The organism is Bradyrhizobium sp. 179, assembly GCF_023073535.1.
GTDB lineage: Bacteria > Pseudomonadota > Alphaproteobacteria > Rhizobiales > Xanthobacteraceae > Bradyrhizobium.
This window is the reverse complement of record NZ_JADPJR010000097.1, coordinates 32,733-54,678: the sequence shown is the minus strand read 5'-3', so window position 1 is coordinate 54,678 and position 21,946 is coordinate 32,733. Positions and strand designations below refer to the sequence as shown.

At 64.2% G+C, this 21,946-nt stretch carries 21 protein-coding genes; 7 read left to right on the top strand and 14 right to left on the bottom strand.

Annotated features, from left to right (window positions below; genetic code table 11):
* Positions 1-149: 149 nt before the first annotated feature.
* From IVB12_RS22200 to IVB12_RS22190, 3 genes are all read right to left on the bottom strand, one after another.
* On the bottom strand, positions 150-1,115 hold the full coding sequence (locus IVB12_RS22200) for a cytochrome C-binding protein (protein WP_247301938.1): 966 nt from the start codon (positions 1,113-1,115) through the stop codon (positions 150-152).
* A 175-nt stretch (positions 1,116-1,290) separates the two neighbouring features.
* Positions 1,291-1,437 carry a hypothetical protein gene (locus IVB12_RS22195; RefSeq protein WP_247301936.1) on the bottom strand — a complete coding sequence of 49 codons (147 nt, stop codon included), beginning with the start codon at positions 1,435-1,437 and terminating at the stop codon, positions 1,291-1,293.
* Positions 1,430-1,723: a hypothetical protein gene (locus tag IVB12_RS22190; protein ID WP_247301933.1), complete on the bottom strand. Its 294-nt coding sequence runs from the start codon at positions 1,721-1,723 to the stop codon at positions 1,430-1,432. Before IVB12_RS22190 ends, IVB12_RS22195 begins: the two co-directional genes overlap by 8 nt.
* Here IVB12_RS22190 and IVB12_RS22185 point away from each other — a divergent pair.
* Positions 1,722-2,321 carry a hypothetical protein gene (locus IVB12_RS22185; RefSeq protein WP_247301929.1) on the top strand — a complete coding sequence of 200 codons (600 nt, stop codon included), beginning with the start codon at positions 1,722-1,724 and terminating at the stop codon, positions 2,319-2,321. The two genes, IVB12_RS22190 and IVB12_RS22185, sit on opposite strands and share 2 nt — an antisense overlap.
* 2 nt (positions 2,322-2,323) lie before the next feature.
* On the opposite strand, the gene IVB12_RS22180 is transcribed toward IVB12_RS22185, so the two are convergent.
* A complete protein-coding gene (locus IVB12_RS22180) occupies positions 2,324-3,499 on the bottom strand; it encodes a site-specific integrase (RefSeq protein ID WP_247301926.1) in 1,176 nt (391 codons plus the stop codon).
* Positions 3,500-3,959: 460 nt separating this feature from the next.
* On the opposite strand from IVB12_RS22180, the gene IVB12_RS22175 reads away from it, so the two are divergent.
* The 4 genes from IVB12_RS22175 (at position 3,960) to uraD (ending at position 6,562) form a co-directional block, all read left to right on the top strand.
* Positions 3,960-4,229: a hypothetical protein gene (locus IVB12_RS22175; protein ID WP_247301924.1), complete on the top strand. Its 270-nt coding sequence runs from the start codon at positions 3,960-3,962 to the stop codon at positions 4,227-4,229.
* Between the two features lie 88 nt (positions 4,230-4,317).
* Positions 4,318-4,731: a DUF3830 family protein gene (locus tag IVB12_RS22170; RefSeq protein WP_247301922.1), complete on the top strand. Its 414-nt coding sequence runs from the start codon at positions 4,318-4,320 to the stop codon at positions 4,729-4,731.
* On the top strand, positions 4,732-5,667 hold the full coding sequence (gene puuE, locus IVB12_RS22165; protein WP_247301920.1) for an allantoinase PuuE: 936 nt from the start codon (positions 4,732-4,734) through the stop codon (positions 5,665-5,667).
* Positions 5,668-5,674: 7 nt separating this feature from the next.
* Positions 5,675-6,562, top strand: coding sequence for a 2-oxo-4-hydroxy-4-carboxy-5-ureidoimidazoline decarboxylase (gene uraD, locus IVB12_RS22160; protein ID WP_247301917.1), 888 nt, complete (start codon positions 5,675-5,677; stop codon positions 6,560-6,562).
* 179 nt (positions 6,563-6,741) lie between these two features.
* Here the strand turns inward: uraD and IVB12_RS22155 are convergent, their stop codons facing one another.
* Together IVB12_RS22155 and IVB12_RS22150 are read right to left on the bottom strand one after the other, a co-directional pair.
* The gene (locus IVB12_RS22155) at positions 6,742-9,468 is read right to left on the bottom strand and encodes a molybdopterin cofactor-binding domain-containing protein (RefSeq protein ID WP_247301914.1); all 2,727 of its coding nucleotides are present in this window, start codon (positions 9,466-9,468) and stop codon (positions 6,742-6,744) included.
* Entirely contained in the window at positions 9,465-10,292 is an 828-nt protein-coding gene (locus IVB12_RS22150; protein WP_247301912.1) for an FAD binding domain-containing protein, read from the bottom strand. The genes IVB12_RS22155 and IVB12_RS22150 overlap by 4 nt, the downstream gene beginning before the upstream one ends.
* Positions 10,293-10,444: 152 nt before the next feature.
* On the opposite strand from IVB12_RS22150, the gene IVB12_RS22145 reads away from it, so the two are divergent.
* Positions 10,445-11,794 carry an 8-oxoguanine deaminase gene (locus IVB12_RS22145; protein WP_247301909.1) on the top strand — a complete coding sequence of 450 codons (1,350 nt, stop codon included), beginning with the start codon at positions 10,445-10,447 and terminating at the stop codon, positions 11,792-11,794.
* A gap of 94 nt (positions 11,795-11,888) precedes the next feature.
* Here the strand turns inward: IVB12_RS22145 and IVB12_RS22140 are convergent, their stop codons facing one another.
* The 4 genes from IVB12_RS22140 to IVB12_RS22125 all read right to left on the bottom strand — a co-directional run bounded on the left by IVB12_RS22140 (position 11,889) and on the right by IVB12_RS22125 (position 16,612).
* Positions 11,889-12,965: a BMP family ABC transporter substrate-binding protein gene (locus tag IVB12_RS22140; RefSeq protein ID WP_247301892.1), complete on the bottom strand. Its 1,077-nt coding sequence runs from the start codon at positions 12,963-12,965 to the stop codon at positions 11,889-11,891.
* Between the two features lie 78 nt (positions 12,966-13,043).
* Entirely contained in the window at positions 13,044-13,961 is a 918-nt protein-coding gene (locus IVB12_RS22135; RefSeq protein WP_247301890.1) for an ABC transporter permease, read from the bottom strand.
* Positions 13,948-15,039: an ABC transporter permease gene (locus IVB12_RS22130; RefSeq protein ID WP_247301887.1), complete on the bottom strand. Its 1,092-nt coding sequence runs from the start codon at positions 15,037-15,039 to the stop codon at positions 13,948-13,950. Before IVB12_RS22130 ends, IVB12_RS22135 begins: the two co-directional genes overlap by 14 nt.
* A complete protein-coding gene (locus IVB12_RS22125) occupies positions 15,023-16,612 on the bottom strand; it encodes an ABC transporter ATP-binding protein (protein ID WP_247301884.1) in 1,590 nt (529 codons plus the stop codon). The genes IVB12_RS22130 and IVB12_RS22125 overlap by 17 nt, the downstream gene beginning before the upstream one ends.
* A 503-nt stretch (positions 16,613-17,115) precedes the next feature.
* Between IVB12_RS22125 and IVB12_RS22120 the strand changes: the two genes are divergently transcribed.
* Positions 17,116-18,219, top strand: coding sequence for a hypothetical protein (locus IVB12_RS22120; protein ID WP_247301881.1), 1,104 nt, complete (start codon positions 17,116-17,118; stop codon positions 18,217-18,219).
* Positions 18,220-18,296: 77 nt separating this feature from the next.
* Here the strand turns inward: IVB12_RS22120 and IVB12_RS22115 are convergent, their stop codons facing one another.
* From IVB12_RS22115 to IVB12_RS22100, 4 genes are read right to left on the bottom strand one after another with little or no spacing between them, the layout of a single operon-like run.
* On the bottom strand, positions 18,297-18,782 hold the full coding sequence (locus tag IVB12_RS22115; protein WP_247301878.1) for a nucleoside deaminase: 486 nt from the start codon (positions 18,780-18,782) through the stop codon (positions 18,297-18,299).
* Positions 18,783-18,795: 13 nt separating this feature from the next.
* The gene (locus IVB12_RS22110; protein WP_247301863.1) at positions 18,796-20,328 is read right to left on the bottom strand and encodes an ABC transporter ATP-binding protein; all 1,533 of its coding nucleotides are present in this window, start codon (positions 20,326-20,328) and stop codon (positions 18,796-18,798) included.
* Positions 20,325-21,008, bottom strand: coding sequence for an isochorismatase family cysteine hydrolase (locus IVB12_RS22105; protein WP_247301862.1), 684 nt, complete (start codon positions 21,006-21,008; stop codon positions 20,325-20,327). The genes IVB12_RS22110 and IVB12_RS22105 overlap by 4 nt, the downstream gene beginning before the upstream one ends.
* Before the next feature lie 11 nt (positions 21,009-21,019).
* Positions 21,020-21,946, bottom strand: coding sequence for an ABC transporter permease (locus IVB12_RS22100; RefSeq protein WP_247301859.1), 927 nt, complete (start codon positions 21,944-21,946; stop codon positions 21,020-21,022).

The following is a 21,946-nucleotide window of genomic DNA, read 5'->3' as shown; positions in this document are numbered from 1 at the left end:
CATCCGCCAACTGACGCGATGGGCCAACGACAGACGCAAATGACGCCCGCTTTCGAGGGCAAAGCAAACGTCAGTATTCCGGCTCGGGCGCTGATCCCGTCGTTGCGCACCCGCCCCAAACATAAGCAAGCGGGTGACCGTCGGCCGCTTCACCGCTCCAGCGTGGCGAGATAGGCAGCAAGTGACAAAAAGTCTGCCTCGTCGAGCGCTTTGACCACGTCGATCATCGGTTTGCTCTCCGGCCCAGCGCGGAAGCCGTGCCGATATTCGTAGAGCTGGCGGAAGATGTAGGTCGGCGAGCGCCCGGCGATGCCCGGAACGACGTCGGTGCCGGTCAGCTTCTCGCCATGGCAGGCGGCGCAGGCGATCTCCTGCTTCGCGGCCAGCCCGTGGCCGGTAGCGACGCTGCCGGGCGGCACGTAGGCGGTAAAGCGGACGCGCGAGTCGCGGTTGACGAAGCGGCCGACATCCGTCGGCGTCTCAATGATGCGCAGGCCGATCGGCTCGCGTTCATCGTTTTTAGTGACAAAGAACCAGCCTGCGACCGTTGGTTTCGGCACGGTCTCAGTCTCCACCACCTCGACCAACTTGTTTGGCTTGATGGCGGCAAAATACTCAGCCGCCGCCTTGATCTCGTCGTCGTTCGCCGCCTTCGCGGCGGAGATCATCCATGCTTGCGGAATGCGGTCGGGCAGTGCTGTCGAACGTTTGCCGCTCCTGTAGTCGTGCATCTGCTGAATAAAATAGGCTACCGGCAGGCCGGCGATGTCAGCGTTCTCCGGACCACCCGTGCCAGAAGCACGATGGCAAAAGCCGCAGGCGTAGACGTCAGGTTTGCGGCCGCTCGCCACGACCGCCGGCATCGGCGGATGGTCATCTGGGTGCCAGTCCGGTGCCAGGAAGCGATCACGCGTTTGTGGGACTGTATAGCTCGCCGTGCTTTCGGGAACGTGGCGAGGTTGACCGTCATCGGGCGGCGGCTTGAAGTCGGGCGGGTTGTAAGTGTAGGCCCAGAATGGAGGCTTGTCGGTGATCTGCGCGTGCGCGCCCGTCGTACACACCAGAATTATGGTGAGTGCACCTGCCGCTTGAGCGGCAGGTCCCAATCGCGCCATGTTCGCCTCCGGCTTATCTGCCCAGACGAGGACAAGCAAATTAGCGCTGAATCCGAGCTCGAGCAATCGGCTTGCTGGTTACTCAGGCTGCCGTCCTGAGGTCCGAGTTGGGTCACGAACGACAAAAGCTCAAGATGAGCACCGTCTGCTTTCGGGCGCATAGCGACGAAACAGCTCACGTCTCCAACGCCGGCACCTCCACCAGCGGCTCTTGCGGCCGTGCCCAGTCCTCGTATTTCTTCGCCCGCTCCTCGGCGCGCGCCCGCTCGCCCGGCCCACGGCGCCGCCGATCAAGAGTGCCTTCTTCAAGATCATCAAGCATTCGCGGTACACTGACGAGCCAGCGCCCGGCAAACTTCCCTGCGGCTAGGCCACGCGCGCAGCAGCCTTGCCGCCTGCTCACGCTCGCGACGCCACGCAGCAGCGGCTTCCTTACTGATCAAGACGCGCGCGCCGACATTGAACGTGCGGGGCATCTGCTTGCGATTCTTGTAGAAGAGCTGCACGGAGGTGCGGTGGCGCGCGCAAAATTCGTCAACGCTGTAGGCGTCAGGGTTTTCTGCTGAGGAGTGGGGCGATTTCCGGCCGGTTACTTCAGGACGTGCCATGCGTGTCTATCTCCATATCCGCAAAACGATATGGAGTAACGAAGCCAGGTGGGCTTCTAAGCCATCACGCAGACACGCGCCGCGCAAATGCGTGTTTGCGTGTTTGCGTGATCAGCAGCTACGTCTTGCGGCGACCGCGTACACGCGCGATGGTATCGATGCAGGGTTCTTTCCAACCCATTTCCTTATACACGGGCACAACATGGCGTTGGACTGCACCGTGGGTGAGATTGGCTGGAATACGACCGTCTGGTGGGAACACGACGCGCAGCACGCCTCTCAGCCGGTCGAGCTGCCAAGTCCTACCTCTAGTGAGCGGCTCCGCATCGCACTCGCCGGCCAATTTTTGCAACAGTTCCTCGCGGGCCTCTACCATCTCGCGGAAGAACTGGTCAGGATAGAACAGCGGCGCTTGCTGTCCGGCCTTCAGCCAGAGAGCGGCTTTCTTGGAATTCTTCTTGGCCATGGTCCTGTAGACTTGATTCCAGAGCATTCAGCCGGCTGTTCCACTTTTGTGAGCCCAGCGCAGCGGCCGTTGGCGGCTGAATCCTTTGAAATAGAAATGCCGAAGGCGTCAATCAACCACCTATTGGTGTAGGTCTAACTAGCCACTGACGGTTGTCGCCTCGACTCCGCGGTAGCAAGCTCATTCGCTCGACCTACAGTTTCTGTAGATCGACCTGCGATCGCAATCACGTTGTCGCCGATCGGCGGAACACACCGCAGCAGCGCCTTGCGGGAAATGTCGTCGGAGTGCTCGGTGATGTACTTGCTGTACGTGCGCTCGATCATTTGAACGCTTGTGTTATGCAAACTCGCGACCAGCCGGATCGGAATGTTCTGCAACAGCATCCGAACAATCGAGCTGTGACGCAACGCATAGATCGTCACGACGCTCGGGTCGAGACCGATCGCGGCGACAATCTTGTCGATCTGGCGATGATAGGTCTGGCCCGGATTGGCGCCCCATGGCGTGCCACTGCTCTGCAGCAAGAGCGGCGCATCATCGGCGCGGCCCTTTGCAACTTGGCGCAGGTTCGTCGCGAGCTGCACGGTGGTCGGCACCGAATAGCGTTCATGTTTCTTCTTGGCGCGATTGCGTCCGCCGCCCTTGGCTGATTTCGGCATCATCAGTTTTGGCCGCAGCGGATCGTCGTGAAAATCCTCGACCCGTAGCCGGACGGCTTGTGACGGGCGCGCGCCGGTGACCGCCAGCGTATCCACCAAGAGCTCGAGCTGATGGTCATGTGCGTAGGCCGTGCTGACGAAGTCACGCACCTTGTCGTCGGAGAGAATGACGTTGCGTGCTTCCTGCGCATCCGGCAAGCGGACCAGCCCGACTTCCCACGCCTGCCGATTCTGAATGCGTTCGTCGTGCTGCCTTGCCTGTTCCAGCGCTGCGCACAAGCACCTGCAGACCCGGTTGATCGTGGCGGGCTTGATCTTGCCAAGCAGGCCATCGCGCCATTTCCGCAACTCGGTCGCGGTGAGTAGCAACACAGGTGTGGCCAGCAGCACGGCCGTGAGATGCACGCGCGGGCTTTCAGCGTTGTAAGGATTGGCTCCGCGCGCTTCGAGATCGCGCTTGTAGTCCTTCAGCGCGACGTCAACCGTGATGGGTGCATTGTCGCCAGCGCCATCACCGCCACGCGCGAGTTGTTTCGCGACGCCCTGCGCTTGAAGCACGTCCTTGCCGTTTGCATCGCCATAGTCATCGGCAACCCCGACGCCTTGGTCCAGTAGGCGCCGTGGCCGTTCGAAGTTTTGACCACCCAAGCGCCGCTGCCCTTGTTACGTCGGTAGAGCAGCGAGACTCCGCGCGCGAGTGACGGGCCTCTGTAGGGTTTGCGGCGAACCTGCAGTTTCAATCGAGCGCTACGCGATTCCAGCGCGCTGTGGCGGACCTTGCGTGCCATGAGTGTCCCGGTTTTGTCCCAATGGTGTGTGGGGAGGCATAAAGAAGCTCATGGCACTATGTGTTAGAAATCGTCGCTAGATCAATGGCGTAGGCATTCCACTGGGGTCTCTGCGCACCCACGCGCATATTTATTTTTCCCTGCGCCCTCTTCGCTTGAGAGGGTGGAGCGACGAAGCAAAGCTCGGGCGAAACGCGCCGCGAGAATGCGAAGGCGGTGTGCGCATTCGGCTAAATATTCCGCAATCGCGCCCGCGGCGCCGGTGGACTTGCCCGCCGCAATCCGGTTCAATGGTCGCGTTGAGTTTTCAGGCGACAACGATGTCGAGATATCTGCTGGTTCTGCTGCTGATCGCCTCGCCGGCGGCTGCGCAAGTCAAGATGAAGCCGCAGACCACGGCGGCGCATCCGGACCCCTGTGCCCTGATCGGGCGTACGGCGGATGGCAAGTTGGTCTACTCCATGACATGCGAGACCCTGCCGGCGCCGCCCCCGTCGCCGCACACGGAACTGAAGGAGGCGCCGCTGCCTGCCGCGGAGCCGGAGATCCGGCGGAGCGGCATTTTCGGCTGGTCCTACGACCGCCGGTGATGCGGCTACGCCCCTTGCGCGAAGCCCGACGGAATGCTCTTTGCCGAGGAGTCCACGGTGGGCTACGCCCCCGACCCAGAGAGATGAGATGAGCAAACTCGTTATCCGCGCCGGCGATTTCACCTTCGATGCCCGCTTCGAGGAGCAGCTGGCACCCAAGACTGTCGCCGCCTTCCGCAAGGCGCTGCCGTTCGAAAGTCACATCATCCATGTGCGCTGGAGTGGCGAAGGGGTGTGGATGCCGCTCGGCGATTTCGATTTCGGCGTCGGCTACGAGAACCACACGAGCTATCCTGCGCCCGGCCAGATCATCCTCTATCCCGGCGGCATCAGCGAGACCGAGATCCTGCTCGCCTATGGTGGCGTGCATTTCGCGAGCAAGATGGGCCAGCTCGCCGGCAACCATTTCATCACGATGACTTCGGGCCTGGAGAATCTGGCGACGCTCGGCAAGAGCGTGCTGTGGAAGGGCGCTCTACCGATCCGCTTCGAGGAAGTCTGAGTGACCGACGCAAGCTACCCGCGCGATCTTCGCGGTTACGGCCGCAATCCGCCGCATCCCGAGTGGCCCGGCAACGCGCGGGTCGCGGTGCAGTTCGTCGTCAATTTCGAGGAAGGCGGCGAGAACAATATTCTGCACGGCGACCGCGCCTCGGAAGCCTTTCTGTCCGACGTGCTCGGGGCGCAGCCCTGGCCGGGCCAGCGCCACGCCAACATCGAATCGATGTTCGAATATGGCTCGCGCGCAGGCTTCTGGCGGCTGTGGCGGATGTTCGGCGAACGCAACTGGCCGGCCACCGTGTTCGGAGTCGCGACCGCGCTGAAACGCAATCCGGAAATCGTAGCTGCCATGAAGGAGGCGGGCTGGGACATCGCCAGCCACAGCCTGAAGTGGATCGAGCACAAGGACATGACCGAGGCGCAGGAGCGCGCCGAGATCGCCGAAGCCATCCGCGTCCACATCGAGGCGACCGGATCGCGGCCACTCGGCTGGTACACCGGGCGCTCCTCCATCAACACCAACCGTCTCCTGATGGAGGAGGGCGGCTTCCTCTATCTCTGCGACTCCTATGCCGACGATCTGCCCTATTGGGTCAAGCGCGCAGGCGGCAAGCAGCTAATCATTCCCTACACGTTAGATGCCAACGACATGCGCTTCATCAACCCGCAAGGGTTTGCCGACGGCGAGCAGTTCTTCACCTATCTGAAGGATGCCTTCGACGTGCTCTATGCCGAAGGGCAGACCGCGCCGAAGATGATGTCGGTCGGTCTGCACTGCCGCCTTGCCGGCCGGCCTGGCCGCGCTGCGGGGCTGATGCGCTTCCTGGATTACATCGGCAGGCACGAGCGCGTCTGGGTGCCGACGCGATTGCAGATCGCGCAGCACTGGCACGACAAGCACGCGCACCTTGCGGCCGACGCATTCGAGATCGAGTGAGAGGGTGATGTCGCAGATCTCGTTGGCCGACCTCAACGCCGCAAGCAAAGCCGATTTCGTCGCGGCACTCGCCAACGTCGTCGAATATTCGCCATGGATCGCCGAGCAGCTCGCCGGCAAGCGGCCGTTCGCGGGCATCAACCAGTTGCACGCCGCGCTGATGGCGGCGATCCAGAGCGCTGAACCGGACGTGCAATTGGCATTGATCCGTGCGCATCCCGATCTTGCCAACAAGACGCAGCGCGCCGCCGGTCTCACGGCGGAATCGACCGACGAGCAAAACAGCGCCGGCCTCGACCGCCTGTCGGACGCCGAATTCGCGGCGTTCGAGCGCGTCAACAATGCCTATCGGGACAAGTTCGGCTTCCCCTATATCGTCTGCGTGCGCCGTCACAGCAGGGATTCGATCTTGCGTGACTTCGAGACGCGGCTGCTCAACATCGTCAAGACCGAGACAAGGCGTGCGATCGAGGAGATCGGCCGCATCTCCGCGCTGCGGCTGGATCAGCTCATCGTCGCCCGCGACAAGCTGAAGGTGCACGGCCGGATGTCGACGCATGTGCTCGACAATCACACGGGCAAGCCCGCGCCCGGCATCCCGGTCGAGCTGGTCGAGCTTGCGAGCCTCGGCGAGAGCCGTGTCATTGCGCGCACTGTGACCAACTCGGACGGCCGCACGGATCAGCCGCTGATCAGCGGTCGCCCCGTGCCGATCGGCCGCTACGAGCTCAGGTTCAGCGTTGCCAGATATTACGCCGAGCGTAACGTGCCGTTGTCCGACCCGCCGTTCCTCGACGAAATTCCGCTGCGCTTTGCGGTCAGCGAGCCGGAGGGGCACTATCACGTGCCGCTCCTGGTCACGCCGTGGAGCTATTCGACCTATCGCGGCAGCTAAAGCATGTAAGTTCGATGGGCTGTCGTTGGTTCACCTCTCCCCGACGGGGAGAGGTCGGATTGCGAGCAATCCGGGTGAGGGGCGGTGGGACTCAGTGAGACCCAAACCCCTCACCCGGATCGCATCTTCGATGCGTTCCGACCTCTCCCTACGGGAGAGGTGAAGCGAACCATCCCGCTCTAGCCGCCAAACTTCTCGAGCAGCGCTGGAAACAGCCGGTCCGGCTTGAAGGGCGGCGCGGTGAAGCGGATGCCGGTGGCATCGGCAATCGCGTTGCCGAGCGCGGCCGCGACCGGATTGTACGGACTCTCGCTCATCGATTTCGCGCCCAGCGGTCCGATCGTGTCGGACGTCTCGGCGAAGAACACCTCGGTGCGGGGCACGTCGGCATAGGAGGGCAGGTGGTAGTCGCGGAACTTCGGGTTGCTGACGCGGCCGTCTGCGTCGATCACCATCTCCTCGTAGAGCGCGGCGCCGAGCGCCTGCGCGACACCGCCTTCGACCTGCCCGCGGCATTGCATGGGATTGGCGACGACGCCGGCGTCGGCCGCATGCACGCTCCTGAGAATCTTGAGCTCGCCGGTGCCCTTGTTCACGGCAACGCGAAAACCCTGCACGTTGAAGCCGACCGAGCGGGGGGTGCCGTCCGAATTGCCGATGCCTGCCAACGGCTGTCTCCGTTCGCGCGCGAGCTTCGCCAGCTCCGTAAAAGGCATGCGCCGTACGCCGCTAACGACGGCGTCAGCTTCAAGCGCGCAGCTCCCAGCATCGCACAGCCAGGCGTCTGCGGCCGTCGCCTTCAGCTCGGTCGCAAGCTGGATGGCCGCCGCATGCGTCGCCTTGCCGGCAACAAACATGCCCGCGCTGCCATAGGCGCCGGTGTCGTGCCCGCCATGGGCGGTGTCGGATTGGCGCAGGCGGATCCTGTCGACGGTGGTCGCAAGCGTCGTTGCCGCGATCTGCCGGTGCACGGTGCTGGTGCCGTTGCCGAACTCGGCAGTGCCGACGGTCAGGTCGAAACTGCCGTCGTCGTTGAGCGCGATCATAGCGTCGGCGATATGGCCCGCCGGGGGCACCGTGTCGATCATGGTCAGCGCGATGCCGTCGCCGATCAGCCATTCCGGCGACAGGTCCGGTTGCGGGCCATCGGCCTGCATCGCGCGCTCGACGAGGTCGAGGCACTGGTCGAGCCCGTAGGAGCCATAGACGACGTCGTGATATTCGGACGGCGGCGGCGACAGCATGGGATCGCCGGGCCTGACGATGTTGCGCCGGCGCATTTCGTAGGGACTGATGCCGAGCTGCTTCGCCAGCTCGTCGATCGCGGCCTCCACCGCGATCAATGCCTGCGGCAGGCCGTAGCCACGAAACGCACCCGCCGGCACCGTGTTGGTGTAGACGGCGGCGCCGTCGACGCGCTTGTTCGGACAATTATAGACGCTGATGGATTCCGCCAGCGCGTGGAACATCACGGGGCCGGCGTGATTGCCATAGGCGCCCGTGTTGGAGAGCACGTCGAGCTGGAGCGCGGTGAGCTTGCCTGCGGCATCCGCGCCGGCCTTGATGTGGACCCGCATCGGGTGGCGCGTCGAGGTCGCGATGAACTGCTCCTCGCGGGTCAGCTCGAGTTTCACCGGCCGCCCGGTCTTGAGCGTAGCGAGCGCCAGGACGTCCTCGACGAACATCTCCTGCTTGCCGCCAAAGCCGCCGCCGACGCGCTCGCAGAACACGCGGACCTTGTCCATGGGAAGCCTGAAGATATCGGCCAACGCACGCCGGGTCAGGAACGGGACCTGCGTCGAGGTGCGGACGTTGAGCACGCCCGCGTCGTCGAGCCAGGCCAGGCCGCCATGGGTCTCCAATGCGGCGTGCTGCACACGATGACTGTGAAAGGTGCCCTCGAAGGTGACGGCGGAGGTCGCGAGCGCAGCGGCGACGTCGCCGAATTCGCCATGCGTCTCCGCGACGAGATTGCGCTGGGCGTCAGCGACGCGGTTCGCGATGGTGCGGGCAGGATGAACGACGGGCGCGCCCGGCGCCATCGCCTGCTCCGGATCAATCAGCGCGGGCAGGATCTCGTAATCGACCTTCAGCCGACGGCACGCCTCCTCGGCGGCCGCTTCGCTCTCGGCAACGACGGCGGCAACCTTCTGGCCGACGAAGCGGACGACGTCGTCGAGGATGCGGGTGTCCTCGGGATCCATCCACTCCTTCTCATGCCGCGCGGTCGAAATCAGGACAGGCGGCGCATCCTCATGCGTCAGCACGGCCTGGACCCCGGGGACGCCAAGGGCGCCCGACTTGTCGATCGCAACGATCCTGGCGTGGGCATGAGGCGAACGCAGCAGCTTGATGTGCAGCAGTCCGTCGATGGCGGTGTCGAAGGTGTAGCGCGCCTTGCCGCGCACGATGTCGGGACCTGCAGGGGCCGGCAGGCTGCGGCCGAATGCGGCGCCGGCCTCGACGCTCGCCTCGACATTGGTCTTGCCGAGGATCGCATCCTCGATCGAACGATAACCGGTGCAGCGGCAGATATTGCCCTTCAACGCTATGCCGAGATCGGTGCGCTGCGCCTGGTTCAGCGAGGCGCAGGTCAGGATCATGCCGGCGGTGCAGAAGCCGCATTGAAAGCCTTGCGCATCGAGGAACGCCTGCTGCATCGGATGGACGCCGTGGTCCCCGCCAAGACCTTCGATCGTGGTGACGGTGCGCCCCTGGACGCGGAACGCCGGGATCACGCAGCTATGTACCGGCTCGCCATCCAGCAGCACCGTGCAGGCTCCGCAATCACCGGCATCGCAGCCCTTTTTCACGCCGAAGTGGCCGAGCTCGCGCAGGAACGTGCGCAAGCACTGGCCGGCGCGCGGCTCCTGCGCAAACGCCTTGCCGTTGACTTCGAAGCTCATGATGGCGATCCCCCCAGGAGCTCGCCGCGGATCTCCTCCGCGAGCCGCAGCGTCATGTGCTTGCGCCAGAGCGGCTTACCATGGATGTCGGTATGGTACAGGTCGTCCGTGATCTGCTGCGCGATCACATCGCGAAGCGCATTCGGGTCCGGGCTGTTGCGAAAGGTGAGCTGGATCGGCCGCACCGTCGATGCGGTCACCGTCAAAGTCAGCGTGCCGTCCGGATCGAGGCTGCCGATCAGAAGCGCCGCTGAGCGGCCGACAGGCGCCAGCGAGATCTGGCGAAACGCGGTACGGCGCCTCAACGCGGCAATCGGGATATCGATCTGCCGGACCAGGTCGCCTGACGTCAAGCGGTTGCGCTGGTTGCCGGTGACGAAGTCGGGGACGGAGATCCTCTGTTCACCGCCGTCGGCCTTCCAGATGGTGCAGATGCCCTCGAGCGCTGATGTGAGCGAGATCATCGGTCCCGCGGGCAGCGACATGCAGAGATTGCCGCCGACCGTTGCCGTCTTCCAGATCTTGAACGAAGCAAGGAAGGCCCGACAGCACTGGCCGATCAGCGGCGCCGCGAGCCAGTCGGACGGGCAGGCGAGACTATCGAGCTCTGCGATGGTGCAGGTGGCGGCGATGCTGAGATGGCTCTCGGTGATCGTCAGCGCCGGCCATTTCAGGTCGGTGAGATCGATCAGCCGCCTCAGGTGTATTTGCGGCTCCGAGAACAGCCAGGTGCCGCCCGCGAGCCAAGCGTCGCCTGCCGTCCAGGCAGGCAGCTGTGCGCGTGTTTGCGGATGGGCGACTGCTGTGATGGTATTCAAATCCATGGCTGCGCCAACGCTTCCGCCGGGTGAATCGGGCAAGAGAAAGTCTTGCAAGACCGGAGCCAAGTCGCAACAACAAGTCGCAGCCGGAACGCAATGGGCCTGGCCTCGGCCTTGCAGGCCCGCCATCAGGGATGTGAGGAGAAGCGGCAATCATGACCGACGCAAGTGCGATCTGGATCAGGGACCCCCTGGCCGTCCTCGCCGACGGGGCCGAGCGCGGGGTCGTGGTGAAGGATGGCCGGATTGTCGAACTGGTGCCGGCTGGCGGGACGCCTGCGACCGCGGATGTCGCGGTGTTCGATGCCGGTGAACACGTCGTACTGCCCGGCCTCATCAATACACATCACCATTTCTACCAGACGCTGACGCGGGCGCTGCCGGCGGCGATGGATCGCGAGCTGTTTCCCTGGCTCCAGGCGCTTTATCCCGTGTGGGCGAAGCTGACGCCGGAGGCGCTGGAGCTCGGCGTCACCGTCGCGATGTCGGAACTGCTGTTGTCGGGCTGCACGACGACGACCGATCACCATTACGTATTCCCGGCAGGTCTCGAAGACGCTGTCGATATCGAGGTGGCGGTGGCGGAGCGGCTCGGTTTGCGCGTGTTGCTCACGCGCGGCTCGATGAACCTGTCGCAGCGCGACGGCGGCCTGCCGCCCGACAGCGTCGTGCAGGACGAGGACACCATTCTCGCCGACAGCGCGCGCGTGGTCGCCAAGCATCATCAGCGCGGTGCGGATGCGATGGTGCAGATCGCGCTCGCGCCGTGCTCGCCATTCTCCGTGACGACATCCTTGATGCGCGCCACTGCCGAGCTCGCCGACAAGCTCGATGTGCGCCTGCACACCCATCTCGCCGAGACCGAGGACGAGAACAAGTTCTGCGAGCAGATGTATGGCTGCCGCCCGCTCGACTATCTCGAACAATGCGGCTGGCTGCATGCGCGAACCTGGCTCGCTCACGGAATTTTCTTCAAAGCCGACGAGATCAAGCGGCTCGGTAAGGCCAGGACGACGATCAGCCATTGCGCGTGCAGCAACCAGCTGCTGGCGTCCGGCTGCTGTCCCGTCTGCGAGATGGAGGAGGCCGGCGTCGGCGTCGGCATCGGCGTCGACGGCTCAGCCTCCAACGACGGGTCGAACCTGATGCAGGAGGTGCGCGCCGCGTTCCTGCTGCAACGGGCCCGTTACGGCGTGACAAAGGTCAGCCACAAGGACGCGCTGCGCTGGGCCACCAGGGGCTCGGCGGCGTGCGTGGGCCGTCCGGAACTCGGCGAGATCGCGGTCGACAAGGCCGCCGATCTCGCGCTGTTCAAGCTCGACGAGCTGCGCTTCTCCGGCCATGGCGATCCGCTGGCGGCATTGGTGCTGTGCGGGGCGCATCGGGCCGATCGGGTGATGGTTGCGGGACGATGGGCCGTGGTTGATGGCGCCATCCCGGGCCTCGATGTGGCGGACCTCATCCGCCGCCACAGCTCGGCGGCGCGCAGCATGCATCTGAGATAAAAGAGGGGGCGACCACAAGTGCCGGGTGCTTCTGGCCACCCCCTCCGAACCTCCTCCGGGAGGAGCAGGTGATCTGGTCAAAGCAAGAAGCGTGCTACTTGCCCGGAAGCTTGTCGTCGATGCCCTTCACGTAGAAATTCATGCCGAGAATCTGGCCGTCATCGAGGTGATCGCCGCCCTTGCACTCGACCGGCTTGCCGTCCTGCCCAATGATCGGGCATTTGAACGGGTGCAGCTTGCCGGCTGTGATCGCGGCCTGGGCATCCTCGGCCATTTTCTTCACGTCATCAGGCATGTTGGTATAGGGCGCCATCGCGAACATGTGGCTGTCGAGGCCGCCCCAGGTGTCCTCGGATTTCCAGGTGCCGGCGAGCTCGGCCTTGACGCGCTCGATGTAGTAGGGGCCCCAGGTGTCGAGGATCGAGGTCAGCTGGGTCTTGGGTCCGAACTTGATCATCTCGGAATCCTGGCCGAAGGCGAGCTTGCCGCGCTCGCTCGCGATCTGCATCGCGGCCGGAGAATCCGTGTGCTGCATGATGACGTCGGCGCCCTGATCGATCAACGCCTTGGCGGCGTCGGCCTCTTTGCCCGGATCGAACCAGGTGTTGGCCCAGATGATCTTGACCTTGATGTTCGGGTTGATGGTCTGCGCCGCCAGCATCGTCGCGTTGATGCCGGAGACGACTTCCGGAATCGGGAACGAGCCGATATAGCCCAGCACGCCGGACTTCGACATCTTGGCCGCGATCAGGCCTTGAATGTAGCGGCCCTGATACCATTTCGCCGAATAGGTCGACATGTTCGGGTTGCGCTTGTAGCCGGTGGCGTGCTCGAAATGCACGTTCGGGTACTTCTTGGCGACCTTCAGCGTCGGGTCCATGTAGCCGAATGACGTCGTGAAGATCAGCTTGTTGCCGGCGCGGACGAGCTGCTCGATCGAGCGCTCGGCGTCCGGGCCTTCGGGCACGTTCTCGAGATAGGTGGTCTCGATCTTATCGCCCAATTCCTTCACCAGCGCCTGGCGGGCGAGATCATGCTGATAGGTCCAGCCGAGGTCTCCGATCGGACCGAGATAAATGAAGCCGACCTTCAGCTTGTCGGCGGCGGACGCTGCACCGAAGCTCCCGCCAAGCAAAAGCCCGGCAGCCAGCGCAAGAAGTGATTTCCTCATCATCAGTCTCCAAACATCAGGGGAAAGCCATGATCCGCAACGCGCGCGCCCCATCGCGCACGCTGCGGAAATGAAAACTCAGCGGTCAGGCACGAACACGGTGCCGAGCGCGGCCGGCGCGGTCGAGCCGCCGGTGCGCGCGCGGGAGAGCAGGACCAGGACGATAACGGTTGCGAGATAGGGCAGCGCGGACATGAACTGCGAGGGAATGCCGACGCCCCAGCCTTGGGCGTGCAATTGCAGGATCGTCACGGCGCCGAAGAGATAAGCACCAACGACGAGCCGGCCCGGCCGCCAGGACGAGAACACGACCAGCGCCAGTGCGATCCAGCCGCGGCCTGCCGTCATGCCGGGAATGAAGAACGGGGTATAGGCCAGCGGCAGATAAGCGCCCGCAAGCCCTGCGCAGGCGCCACCGAACATGACGGCAAAGGTGCGGATGCGCAGCACGGGATAGCCGAGCGCATGCGCGGAGGCATGATTGTCGCCACAGGCGCGCAGGATCAATCCCGCACGCGTGCGGTGCAGGAACCACCAGACGCCGACGATCAGTGCGACCGAGAAGTAGACGAAACCGTCCTCGCCGAACAGCACGCGCCCGATCAGCGGGATCTCGGTGAGGCCGGGAATGGTGAGGTGCACTGCCGGCGTGATGCGCTCTCCGACGAAGCCGGCGCCGATCAGGCCGGAGAGCCCGATGCCGAGGATGGTCAGCGCGAGACCCGTCGCAACTTGGTTGACGGCGAGCCCGAGCGTCATCAGCGCGAAGATCAGTGACATCAACGTGCCCGCGACGATGCCGAACAGCGCACCAATGAAGGTGGATTCGGTGAGCCACGCGCCGGCAAAGCCGCAGGCCGCACCGACGATCATCATGCCCTCAACACCGAGATTGAGCACGCCGGAGCGCTCGGTCACGAGCTCACCGGTCGCAGCAATCAGCAGCGGCGTCGACGCCGCGAGCACCGCGAGGATGATGGCCTCAACCAGCTCCACGGGTCACCTGTCGGTTCGGGAAGAGCAGCTTGAAACGGTAGAGAATGAGGGAATCGCAGGCGAGCACGTAGAACAGCAGAATGCCCTGGAAAACCTTGGTGACATCCAACGGAATCTTCATCGCGATCTGCGCCTGCTCGCCGCCGATAAAGGTCAATGCGAGGAACAGGCCTGCAATTAATATTCCAAGCGGGTTCAGCCGGCCAAGGAAGGCCACGATGATCGCAGTAAAGCCGTAACCAGGCGAAATGCCAGGCTGGAGATGCCCGACGGGGCCCGCGACCTCGATGATACCGGCGAGGCCCGCCAGCGCACCGGAGATGGCGAAGGTGAGGATGACGAGCTGGTTGGCATTGAAGCCGCCGAACCGCGCGGCACGCGGCGCTGCGCCAACCACGCGGATCTCAAAGCCCTTGATGGTGCGCCCCAGCAGGATCGCCACGGCTGCGACGACGAGCAGGGCCATCATCGCGCCGAGATGCAGCCTGCCGCCTTCGATCAGCAGCGGCACCGTCGCTATCGGATCGAACTCGGCCGTGGTGGGGAAGTTGAAGCCGTGCGGATCGCGCCAGGGCCCGCGCACGAGATAGTCGAGGAAGAGGTCGGCGACATAGACCAACATCAGGCTGGTCAGGATTTCGCTGGCGCCGAACTTCACCTTGCAGATCGCCGGAATCAGCGCATAGAGCGCGCCCGCGGCAGCGGCGAGCACGAGCATGGCCGGCAAAACCCAAGGGCCGACGTCAGTACCTTGCGTCTTCACCGCGATCCAGCTTCCGGCGACGGCGCCGATCAGGAATTGTCCCTCGGCGCCGATATTCCAGGCATTGGCGAGATAGCAGAGCGAGAGCCCGATCGCGATCATCACCAGCGGTGTCGCCTTCACGGCGATCTCCTGGAGCGAATAGCCGTCGGTCAGGGGCGCGATAACATAGGCATGCAAAGCGAGCAGCGGATTCTTGCCGAGGATCGCGAACAGGATGACCATCGTCACGATCGTCAGGCCGATCGCGATCAGCGGCGAGATCAGCGCGATCGTGTTGGAGCGCTCGGCGCGCTCCTCAAGCACCAACTGCATGCGTGGCTTCCTTCGGCTCCAGGCTGCTGCCGCCCATCAGAAGGCCGAGCTTTTCGCGGCTCGCCTCGCTGGCGGCAAGTGGGGCCGACAGCCGGCCGTGAAACATCACGGCGATGCGGTCGGCGATCTCCGCGAGCTCGTCGAGGTCCTGGCTGGTTACGAGCACCGCGGCGCCTGCGGTTGCGAGATCAAGCAGCGCCTGGCGGATGATTGCGGCGGCGCCGGCGTCGACGCCCCAGGTCGGCTGGCTCACCACCAGCACCGCGGGGTTACGCAGGATCTCGCGTCCGACGATGAATTTCTGCAGATTGCCGCCGGAAAGCGATGCTGCTTCCGGATCGCGCCTGGCCTTGCGCACGTCGAACGTTTCGGTCGCGCGGTCGACGGTCTTGAGCGTCGCCGCGGTATCGATGAAGCCGTGACGAACCATGCCGCTGGCGGCATGCCCGGTGAGCAGCGCATTCTCGGACAGCTTCATGCGCGGTGCAGTGCCGTGACCGAGCCGCTCCTCGGGAACGAAGGCGGCGCCCAGCTTGCGCCGCTGCGTGATCGAGAGATGGCCGGCGGCAATACCCTCGATCACGACGGTGCCGGGGTCCCTCGACAGGCGCTCACCGGAGAGTGCGGCGAACAGCTCATCCTGGCCGTTGCCGGCGACGCCGGCGATGCCCAGGATCTCGCCGCCCTTCAGCTCGAACGAAATGTGCTCGAGCCGCACGCCATGCGCCTCGGCAGGGGCCAGCGAGAGATCGTTGACGACGAGCCGCGGCACAGTGGTCTTGCGACCGGATGGGGCCCTCACTTGCTTGATCTCGCCGCCGACCATCATGCGCGCGAGCGAGGCGGCGGTCTCGCGCTGGGGATTGCAGGTCTCGATCTTCCTGCCGCCGCGCAGGATCGTTGCGGTGTCGCACAGCCGCTTCACTTCGTCTAACTTGTGGCTGATATAGAGGATGGCGCGGCCTTCGGCCTTGAGCCGCTCCAGCACGATGAAGAGCTGGTCGGCCTCCTGCGGCGTGAGCACCGCGGTGGGCTCGTCCAGGATCAGGAATTTCGGATCCTGCATCAGCGCGCGGACGATCTCGATACGTTGGCGCTCGCCGACGGACAATTGCCAGACCTCGCGCCGGGGATCGAGCGGCAGTCCGTAGGTCTTCGACACCTGCTCCAGCCGCGCCGACATGTCCTTGAAGGGTTCCTTGCCATCGAGGCCGAGCGCGACGTTCTCGGCGACGGTGAGATTGTCGAACAACGAGAAATGCTGGAACACCATGCCGATGCCGCGGCTGCGCGCGTCGGAGGGACCGGACAGCACGATTGGTTCGCCGTGCCAGCGGATCTCGCCCGCGCTGGGCTGGATCAATCCGTAGATTGCCTTGACCAGCGTCGACTTGCCGGCGCCGTTCTCGCCGAGCAACGCGTGGATTTCCCTCGGCCGGATCTCGATGTCGATGGAATCGTTGGCGATGAAGTCCCCATAGCGTTTGGTGAGCCCAACCGTTTGAAGCAGCGGGGGCTCGCTGGAATGCAGGCCTTGAAGCGTCGGATCGAACATTCGCTGATGCATCGGCATGGATGAAGTGCCTCAATACTGAGCTAGTTTGACCCGCCGCGTAAGATGCGAAAAAGCGTCATGCCTTGCTCAACGCCGCGGCAGGCGTGGCAGTGCCGTGTGCCGGTCCATGGGTATCGAGTGACGATCGCTGCGGTGCCTGTTGCAATTTTGTGACGGTTCACGCCAAATCGGAACCCTCTGGGCAAGCTTGACGCCATGTTGAGCAATCGTAGGGCCGTCCATCCATCGCTCAGAGCACAGCGGTCGCGACGGCTGCTTCAACTCGGGGCGCGATCAGAAAATCCGAATAAAAACAATCGGGAATGTTCGGCAATAGCGATCCTCGCCGCTCGTGCTTACCGCGTGCGGGCACTTTGAAATCTCCTCCCTGATTCGTCGCGTGCTGCCGAAACAAACGGCACGCCATGTGAAAAGTTGAGGCTTCGCACTCCGGGAGATCGGCGCAAGTGTCGCACCCAGGGACGTTCATTTTTAAACGTCCAAACTTGGGGGTATTCAGGATGTCGTTTCGTTACACGGCAATGGCAGCAGCGGCGCTGTCACTTGCTACGCTGGCCAGCGGTGGCCTAGCTCAGGCGGCGGATCTGCCGGTGAAGGCGGCCAAGAAGGCGCCGGACCTTCCGTTCTTCCTGGTCATCGATAACCGCGTCACCTTCTCGTACATCTTCAACGCTTCGCAGCCGGGCGCGTGGTCGTTCCGGCCGGATGGGTCGATCAACAGCAAGACCACAAAGCAGGTCTACTCGTTCACCCATTTCGACGCCTGGGCGTACGGCACGAACTTCTTCACCATCTCGATGTACAAGTCGGATCACAATGACCCGGCCGGGCCGTGCCCCAATGCGGGCACGATCTTCGGCACGCCGGCATCCTGCGCCGGGGCGACCGAAATCTATGGCCTGTTCCGTTCGACTTTCGGCTGGAACGAGCTCTTCGACACCAAGGCTTTCAGCGCGGGGCCGCTGCACAACATCTCGTTCGAAGTCGGCATGGACGCCAATACCGAGAACAGGTATTTCGGCGCCGCCAAGCGCGACGTCGTCGGCGGTCTGCAGTTCGCGTTCGACCTGCCCTACAAGGGCTACATCAACGTCGCGCCGCTGGTCTATTGGGAGTTCGCCAACCACAATTCCTTCAGCCAGTGTGGCCTGTTCGGCCCAGGCGTTCCCGGAATCACGTGTCTGGCGGACGGCAACACGTCGTTCAAGCCAACCTGGGCTGTCGAAGTCAATTACTACATGGACCTCGGCTTCCTGCCGCCGAACATGCAGTACTTCTCGATCAGCGGCCGTGCCGGATGGTACGGCAAGAAGGGCACCGACACCGAGCCGCTGCCCTACAGCCCGGCTGATGGCGTCTACAACACCGCGGTTGAGCTAAACTCAGAACCGATCCGTCTGACCTTCGATGCCTCGAAGGCAGCCTGGGGTGACAAGTACTCCCACTTCGTGGATGTCTGGGTGGCCTATCGCTATTGGCAGAACAAATTCGGCCTCGATCACAATCTTGCCGTCGGCTGTACCACGGCCGTCGGTGGCCGGACGGTGAGCACCGGCTCCTGCACCGAGTCCTCGCTCTACTCCGGTATCACCGTAAAGTTCTAGTCATCTGACGCTCTCCAGGTGAAAGACGATGGCGCCGCGTCGAACCTCCGCGGCGTCATCCCCTTTTGGATATGCTGCTACTTCGTCCACACGCCCTCGTGCAGCGCCTCGGCCTCGTCCTCCAGCAAAGGCCCGACCACCTCGGTCGGGCGCTGTCCGCTGGCAAAGACCTCGCGGCAGGGTAGGTCGAGCGTCGGATTCTCCGGATGGTTGCCGGTAAGGCCGCGCAGGCGGTGCTCGCTGAGACCGTAGACCACGCGGCCGATGCCGGCCCAGTAGATCGCGCCAGAACACATCGCGCAGGGTTCTGCGGAGGAATAGAGCGTCGCCATCGCCAACACCTCGCGACTGAGCGTGCGGCAGGCCTGCGTCGCCGCCAAGCGCTCGGCATGCGCGGTGCCGTCATGATCCGGCAGATAGCCGTTCTCGGTCTCGATCAGCACGTTGCCGTCGGCATCGACGACGATGCAGCCGAAGGGATGATTGCCATGGGTGAGGGAACGGCGGGCGACCGCGAAGGCTAGACGCAGAAAGTGCTCGTCCCACTCGGATGCGCCGCTCATCGCTAGTCCCTGGTCAGTGTCCCGCCATGTGCCGGCCGATCACGGTGAGATCGGCCTCGCTGGTCGGTGCTTCATACACGAATTCGCCGTGGAACATCACCACCAGCCGGTCGGACAGTTCGAGCAGCTCATCAAGGTCCTCGCTGGCGAGCAGCACGGCGGCGCCGCGGTTGCGCGCGGCCATGATCTCGGCGTGGATCTGCGCCACCGCGGCGAAGTCGAGGCCGAAACAGGGATTGGCCGCGATCAGAACCTCGACATCGCCGCCTAGCTCACGGGCGAGCACGGCGCGTTGCACGTTGCCGCCCGACAGGGCCGAGATCGGCGTGTCCGGCGTGCGGGTCTTGATCTTGTACTGCGCGATCTTCGCCCTGGCGTCGTCGCGAAAGGCGCCGCGATTGAGCCACCAGCCGCCACGGGCGAAGGGTGCACGGTCGAATTCACGGAAGGCGATGTTGTCGGCGACGCTCATGCCGCCGACGCAGGCGTTCTTCAGCGGCTCCTCGGGCAGAAGCGACATCTTGTGCCGCCGCATTTCCTCACGGCTGGCGCGGTAGGGATCGCCGGCAACACGGATCTCGCCGCTTTCGGCCTCGCGCTGGCCCGCCAGCACCTCGACCAGTTGGCGTTGGCCGTTGCCAGAAACACCTGCAATGCCGACGATCTCGCCGGCGCGGACGGTGAGCGAGACGTCATGCACGGCGACTGCGCCGGCATCGTCGAGTGCGCGAAGCTTTTGCAGCTCGAGCCTGGCTTGGCCAGCCGCGCCGGTGCGCGGCGGCTGCACCGTCAATTGCTCGGCGCCGATCATGGTGCGTGCCATCGCGTCCGGCGTGAGCTCGGCGACCTTGCCGGCTCCGGCGAGCTTTCCGCGACGCAGGATCGTGACGTCATCGGCGAAGGCCATGACCTCGCGGAACTTGTGCGTGATCATCAGGATGGTCAGCTCGCCCCGTACGACCATATCGCGGAGCATGCCGAGCACCTCGTCGGCTTCTGCCGGCGTGAGCACCGAGGTCGGCTCGTCCAGGATCAAGAAGCGACGCTTGAGGCAGAGCTGCTTGAGGATCTCGCACTTCTGCCGTTCGCCGGCAGAGATGTCCGCGACTTTCGCGCCGAGCGGCACCTTGAAGGGCATGCGGCTCAAGAACGCTTCGAGCTCCTTCATCTCCTTCGGCCAGTTCACCACGGCCGGCACGTCGTCGCGGGCCAGCACGAGGTTTTCCGCGACGGTCATCGCGGGCACCAGCGTAAAATGCTGATAGACCATGCCGAGCCCGAGCGCGTGGGCCTCCTTCGGATTGCCGATCGCCTGCTCGCGCCCGCCGACGAGGATGCCGCCTTCGGTCGCGTGGTAATAGCCCATGATGCATTTGACGAGGGTCGACTTGCCGGCGCCGTTTTCGCCGAGCAGCGCGTGGAAGGAGCCCGGCCGCACTTTCAGCTCGACATTGTCCAGCGCCAGGAAATCGCCGAAGCGCATCGTCATGGCGACGGCGTCGACGCCGAAGGCGCCTGACGGCGGTGGGGTTTCGCCGATGATCACGAAATCGCTCCGATGACGGCATCGGAGGTTGAGACCGCGCCGAACACGCCGCCCTGCATCTTGATCATCTTCAGCGCGTGGTCATGGTTGCTCTTGTCGGTCGCACCGCAACAATCGTGCAGCAGCACGCATTCGAAGCCGCGATCGTTGGCCTCGCGCATCGTAGTGTGAACGCAGACGTCGGTCGTGATCCCGGTCAGCACGATATTATCGATGCCGCGCACGCGCAGGATCAGCTCCAAGTCGGTGGCGCAGAACGAGCCCTTGCCCGGCTTGTCGATGATCGGCTCGCCCGGCAGCGGTGCCAACTCCGGGATAATGTCCCAGCCGGGCTCGCCACGCACCAGGATGCGGCCGCAGGGCCCGGGATCGCCGATGCCGGCGCCGATCTGGCGCGAGCGCCAGCGCTTGTTAGCGGGAAGATCGGAGAGATCGGGGCGGTGGCCTTCACGGGTGTGGATGATATGGAAGCCTTGGCTGCGCATCACAGCGAGCAGCTTCCTGATCGGCTCGATCGGTGCCCGCGTCAGCGAGAGGTCGTAGCCCATCTTGTCGACATAACCGCCGACGCCGCAGAAATCGGTCTGCATGTCGATGATGATGAGGGCCGTATTCTCGGGACGAAGATCGCCGTTGTAGGGCCAGGCATAGGGTTCGGATTTGATGTGGCGCTCGGGCATAATCCTGCTCTCTAGCGGGCGATCGACAATTCGGCCGGGGCGCCGGTCAGTGTGCGTTTGGGCGAGCAGGTGACGATCATGATCGCCAGCGTCAGGATGTAGGGCGCGGCATTGAAGAGGTGATAGCCGGAGGTGACGCCGACAGATTGCAGCGCCGGCCCCAGCGCCGCGGCGCCGCCGAAGGCGAGCGAGGCCCATAGGCACAGCAGAGGATCCCAGCGTGCGAAGATCACGAGCGCGACCGCCGTGATGCCCTGGCCCGAGGAGAGTCCCTCGTTCCAGCTGCCGGGATAGAACAGCGAGAGGAACGAGCCGCCGATGCCGGCGAGGAAGCCGCCGACCATGGTGGCGCGCAGGCGGATCAGCAGCACGGAGTGGCCCATCGCGCGCGCGGCGTCCGAGCTCTCGCCAGCGGTACGGATGAGCAAGCCCCAGCGCGTGGTGCGGAAGGCCCAGTACAGGATCGGCGCAAGCGCGAGGCCGATCAGGAAAAGGACGTTGACACGCAGCGCAGCGCGGACCTGCGGGACGTCGCTCCACCAGCCGAAATCGATGGCGGGCAGCCGCGGCGCGGTGGGCTCGATGAGCGGCTTTCCAAGGTAGAAGGCAAGCCCGGTGCCGAACAGCATCAGCGCAATGCCGACTGCAACGTCGTTGACGCGCGGCAGCGAGCAGATGCCGGCGTGCAGCGCGCCCAAAAGCGCGCCGGTGATGCCGGCGGCGAGCACGCCAAGCCACGGTGAGCCCGTGAGATAGGAGATGCCATAGGCGCTCATCGCGCCCATCACCAACGTGCCTTCGAGGCCGAGATTGATGCGGCCGGAGCGCTCGGTGATGCATTCCCCTAAGCTCACGAACAGGAACGGCGTGGAGACGCGAATGGCGCCGCCGAGCACGGCGAGCGGGACGGTCCACAGTCCGATCGATCCGTCTGCCAT

Excerpts from the sequence above, each read along its gene's own strand:
- IVB12_RS22200 (WP_247301938.1), bottom strand. The coding sequence starts at position 1,115 with ATGGCGCGATTGGGACCTGCCGCTCAAGCGGCAGGTGCACTCACCATA.
- IVB12_RS22195 (WP_247301936.1), bottom strand. The coding sequence starts at position 1,437 with ATGCTTGATGATCTTGAAGAAGGCACTCTTGATCGGCGGCGCCGTGGG.
- IVB12_RS22185 (WP_247301929.1), top strand. The coding sequence starts at position 1,722 with ATGCGTGTCTATCTCCATATCCGCAAAACGATATGGAGTAACGAAGCC.
- IVB12_RS22190 (WP_247301933.1), bottom strand. The coding sequence starts at position 1,723 with ATGGCACGTCCTGAAGTAACCGGCCGGAAATCGCCCCACTCCTCAGCA.
- IVB12_RS22175 (WP_247301924.1), top strand. The coding sequence starts at position 3,960 with ATGTCGAGATATCTGCTGGTTCTGCTGCTGATCGCCTCGCCGGCGGCT.
- IVB12_RS22170 (WP_247301922.1), top strand. The coding sequence starts at position 4,318 with ATGAGCAAACTCGTTATCCGCGCCGGCGATTTCACCTTCGATGCCCGC.
- uraD (WP_247301917.1), top strand. The coding sequence starts at position 5,675 with ATGTCGCAGATCTCGTTGGCCGACCTCAACGCCGCAAGCAAAGCCGAT.
- IVB12_RS22155 (WP_247301914.1), bottom strand. The coding sequence starts at position 9,468 with ATGAGCTTCGAAGTCAACGGCAAGGCGTTTGCGCAGGAGCCGCGCGCC.
- IVB12_RS22150 (WP_247301912.1), bottom strand. The coding sequence starts at position 10,292 with ATGGATTTGAATACCATCACAGCAGTCGCCCATCCGCAAACACGCGCA.
- IVB12_RS22145 (WP_247301909.1), top strand. The coding sequence starts at position 10,445 with ATGACCGACGCAAGTGCGATCTGGATCAGGGACCCCCTGGCCGTCCTC.
- IVB12_RS22140 (WP_247301892.1), bottom strand. The coding sequence starts at position 12,965 with ATGAGGAAATCACTTCTTGCGCTGGCTGCCGGGCTTTTGCTTGGCGGG.
- IVB12_RS22130 (WP_247301887.1), bottom strand. The coding sequence starts at position 15,039 with ATGCAGTTGGTGCTTGAGGAGCGCGCCGAGCGCTCCAACACGATCGCG.
- IVB12_RS22125 (WP_247301884.1), bottom strand. The coding sequence starts at position 16,612 with ATGCCGATGCATCAGCGAATGTTCGATCCGACGCTTCAAGGCCTGCAT.
- IVB12_RS22120 (WP_247301881.1), top strand. The coding sequence starts at position 17,116 with ATGTCGTTTCGTTACACGGCAATGGCAGCAGCGGCGCTGTCACTTGCT.
- IVB12_RS22115 (WP_247301878.1), bottom strand. The coding sequence starts at position 18,782 with ATGAGCGGCGCATCCGAGTGGGACGAGCACTTTCTGCGTCTAGCCTTC.
- IVB12_RS22105 (WP_247301862.1), bottom strand. The coding sequence starts at position 21,008 with ATGCCCGAGCGCCACATCAAATCCGAACCCTATGCCTGGCCCTACAAC.
- IVB12_RS22100 (WP_247301859.1), bottom strand. The coding sequence starts at position 21,946 with ATGGCAGACGGATCGATCGGACTGTGGACCGTCCCGCTCGCCGTGCTC.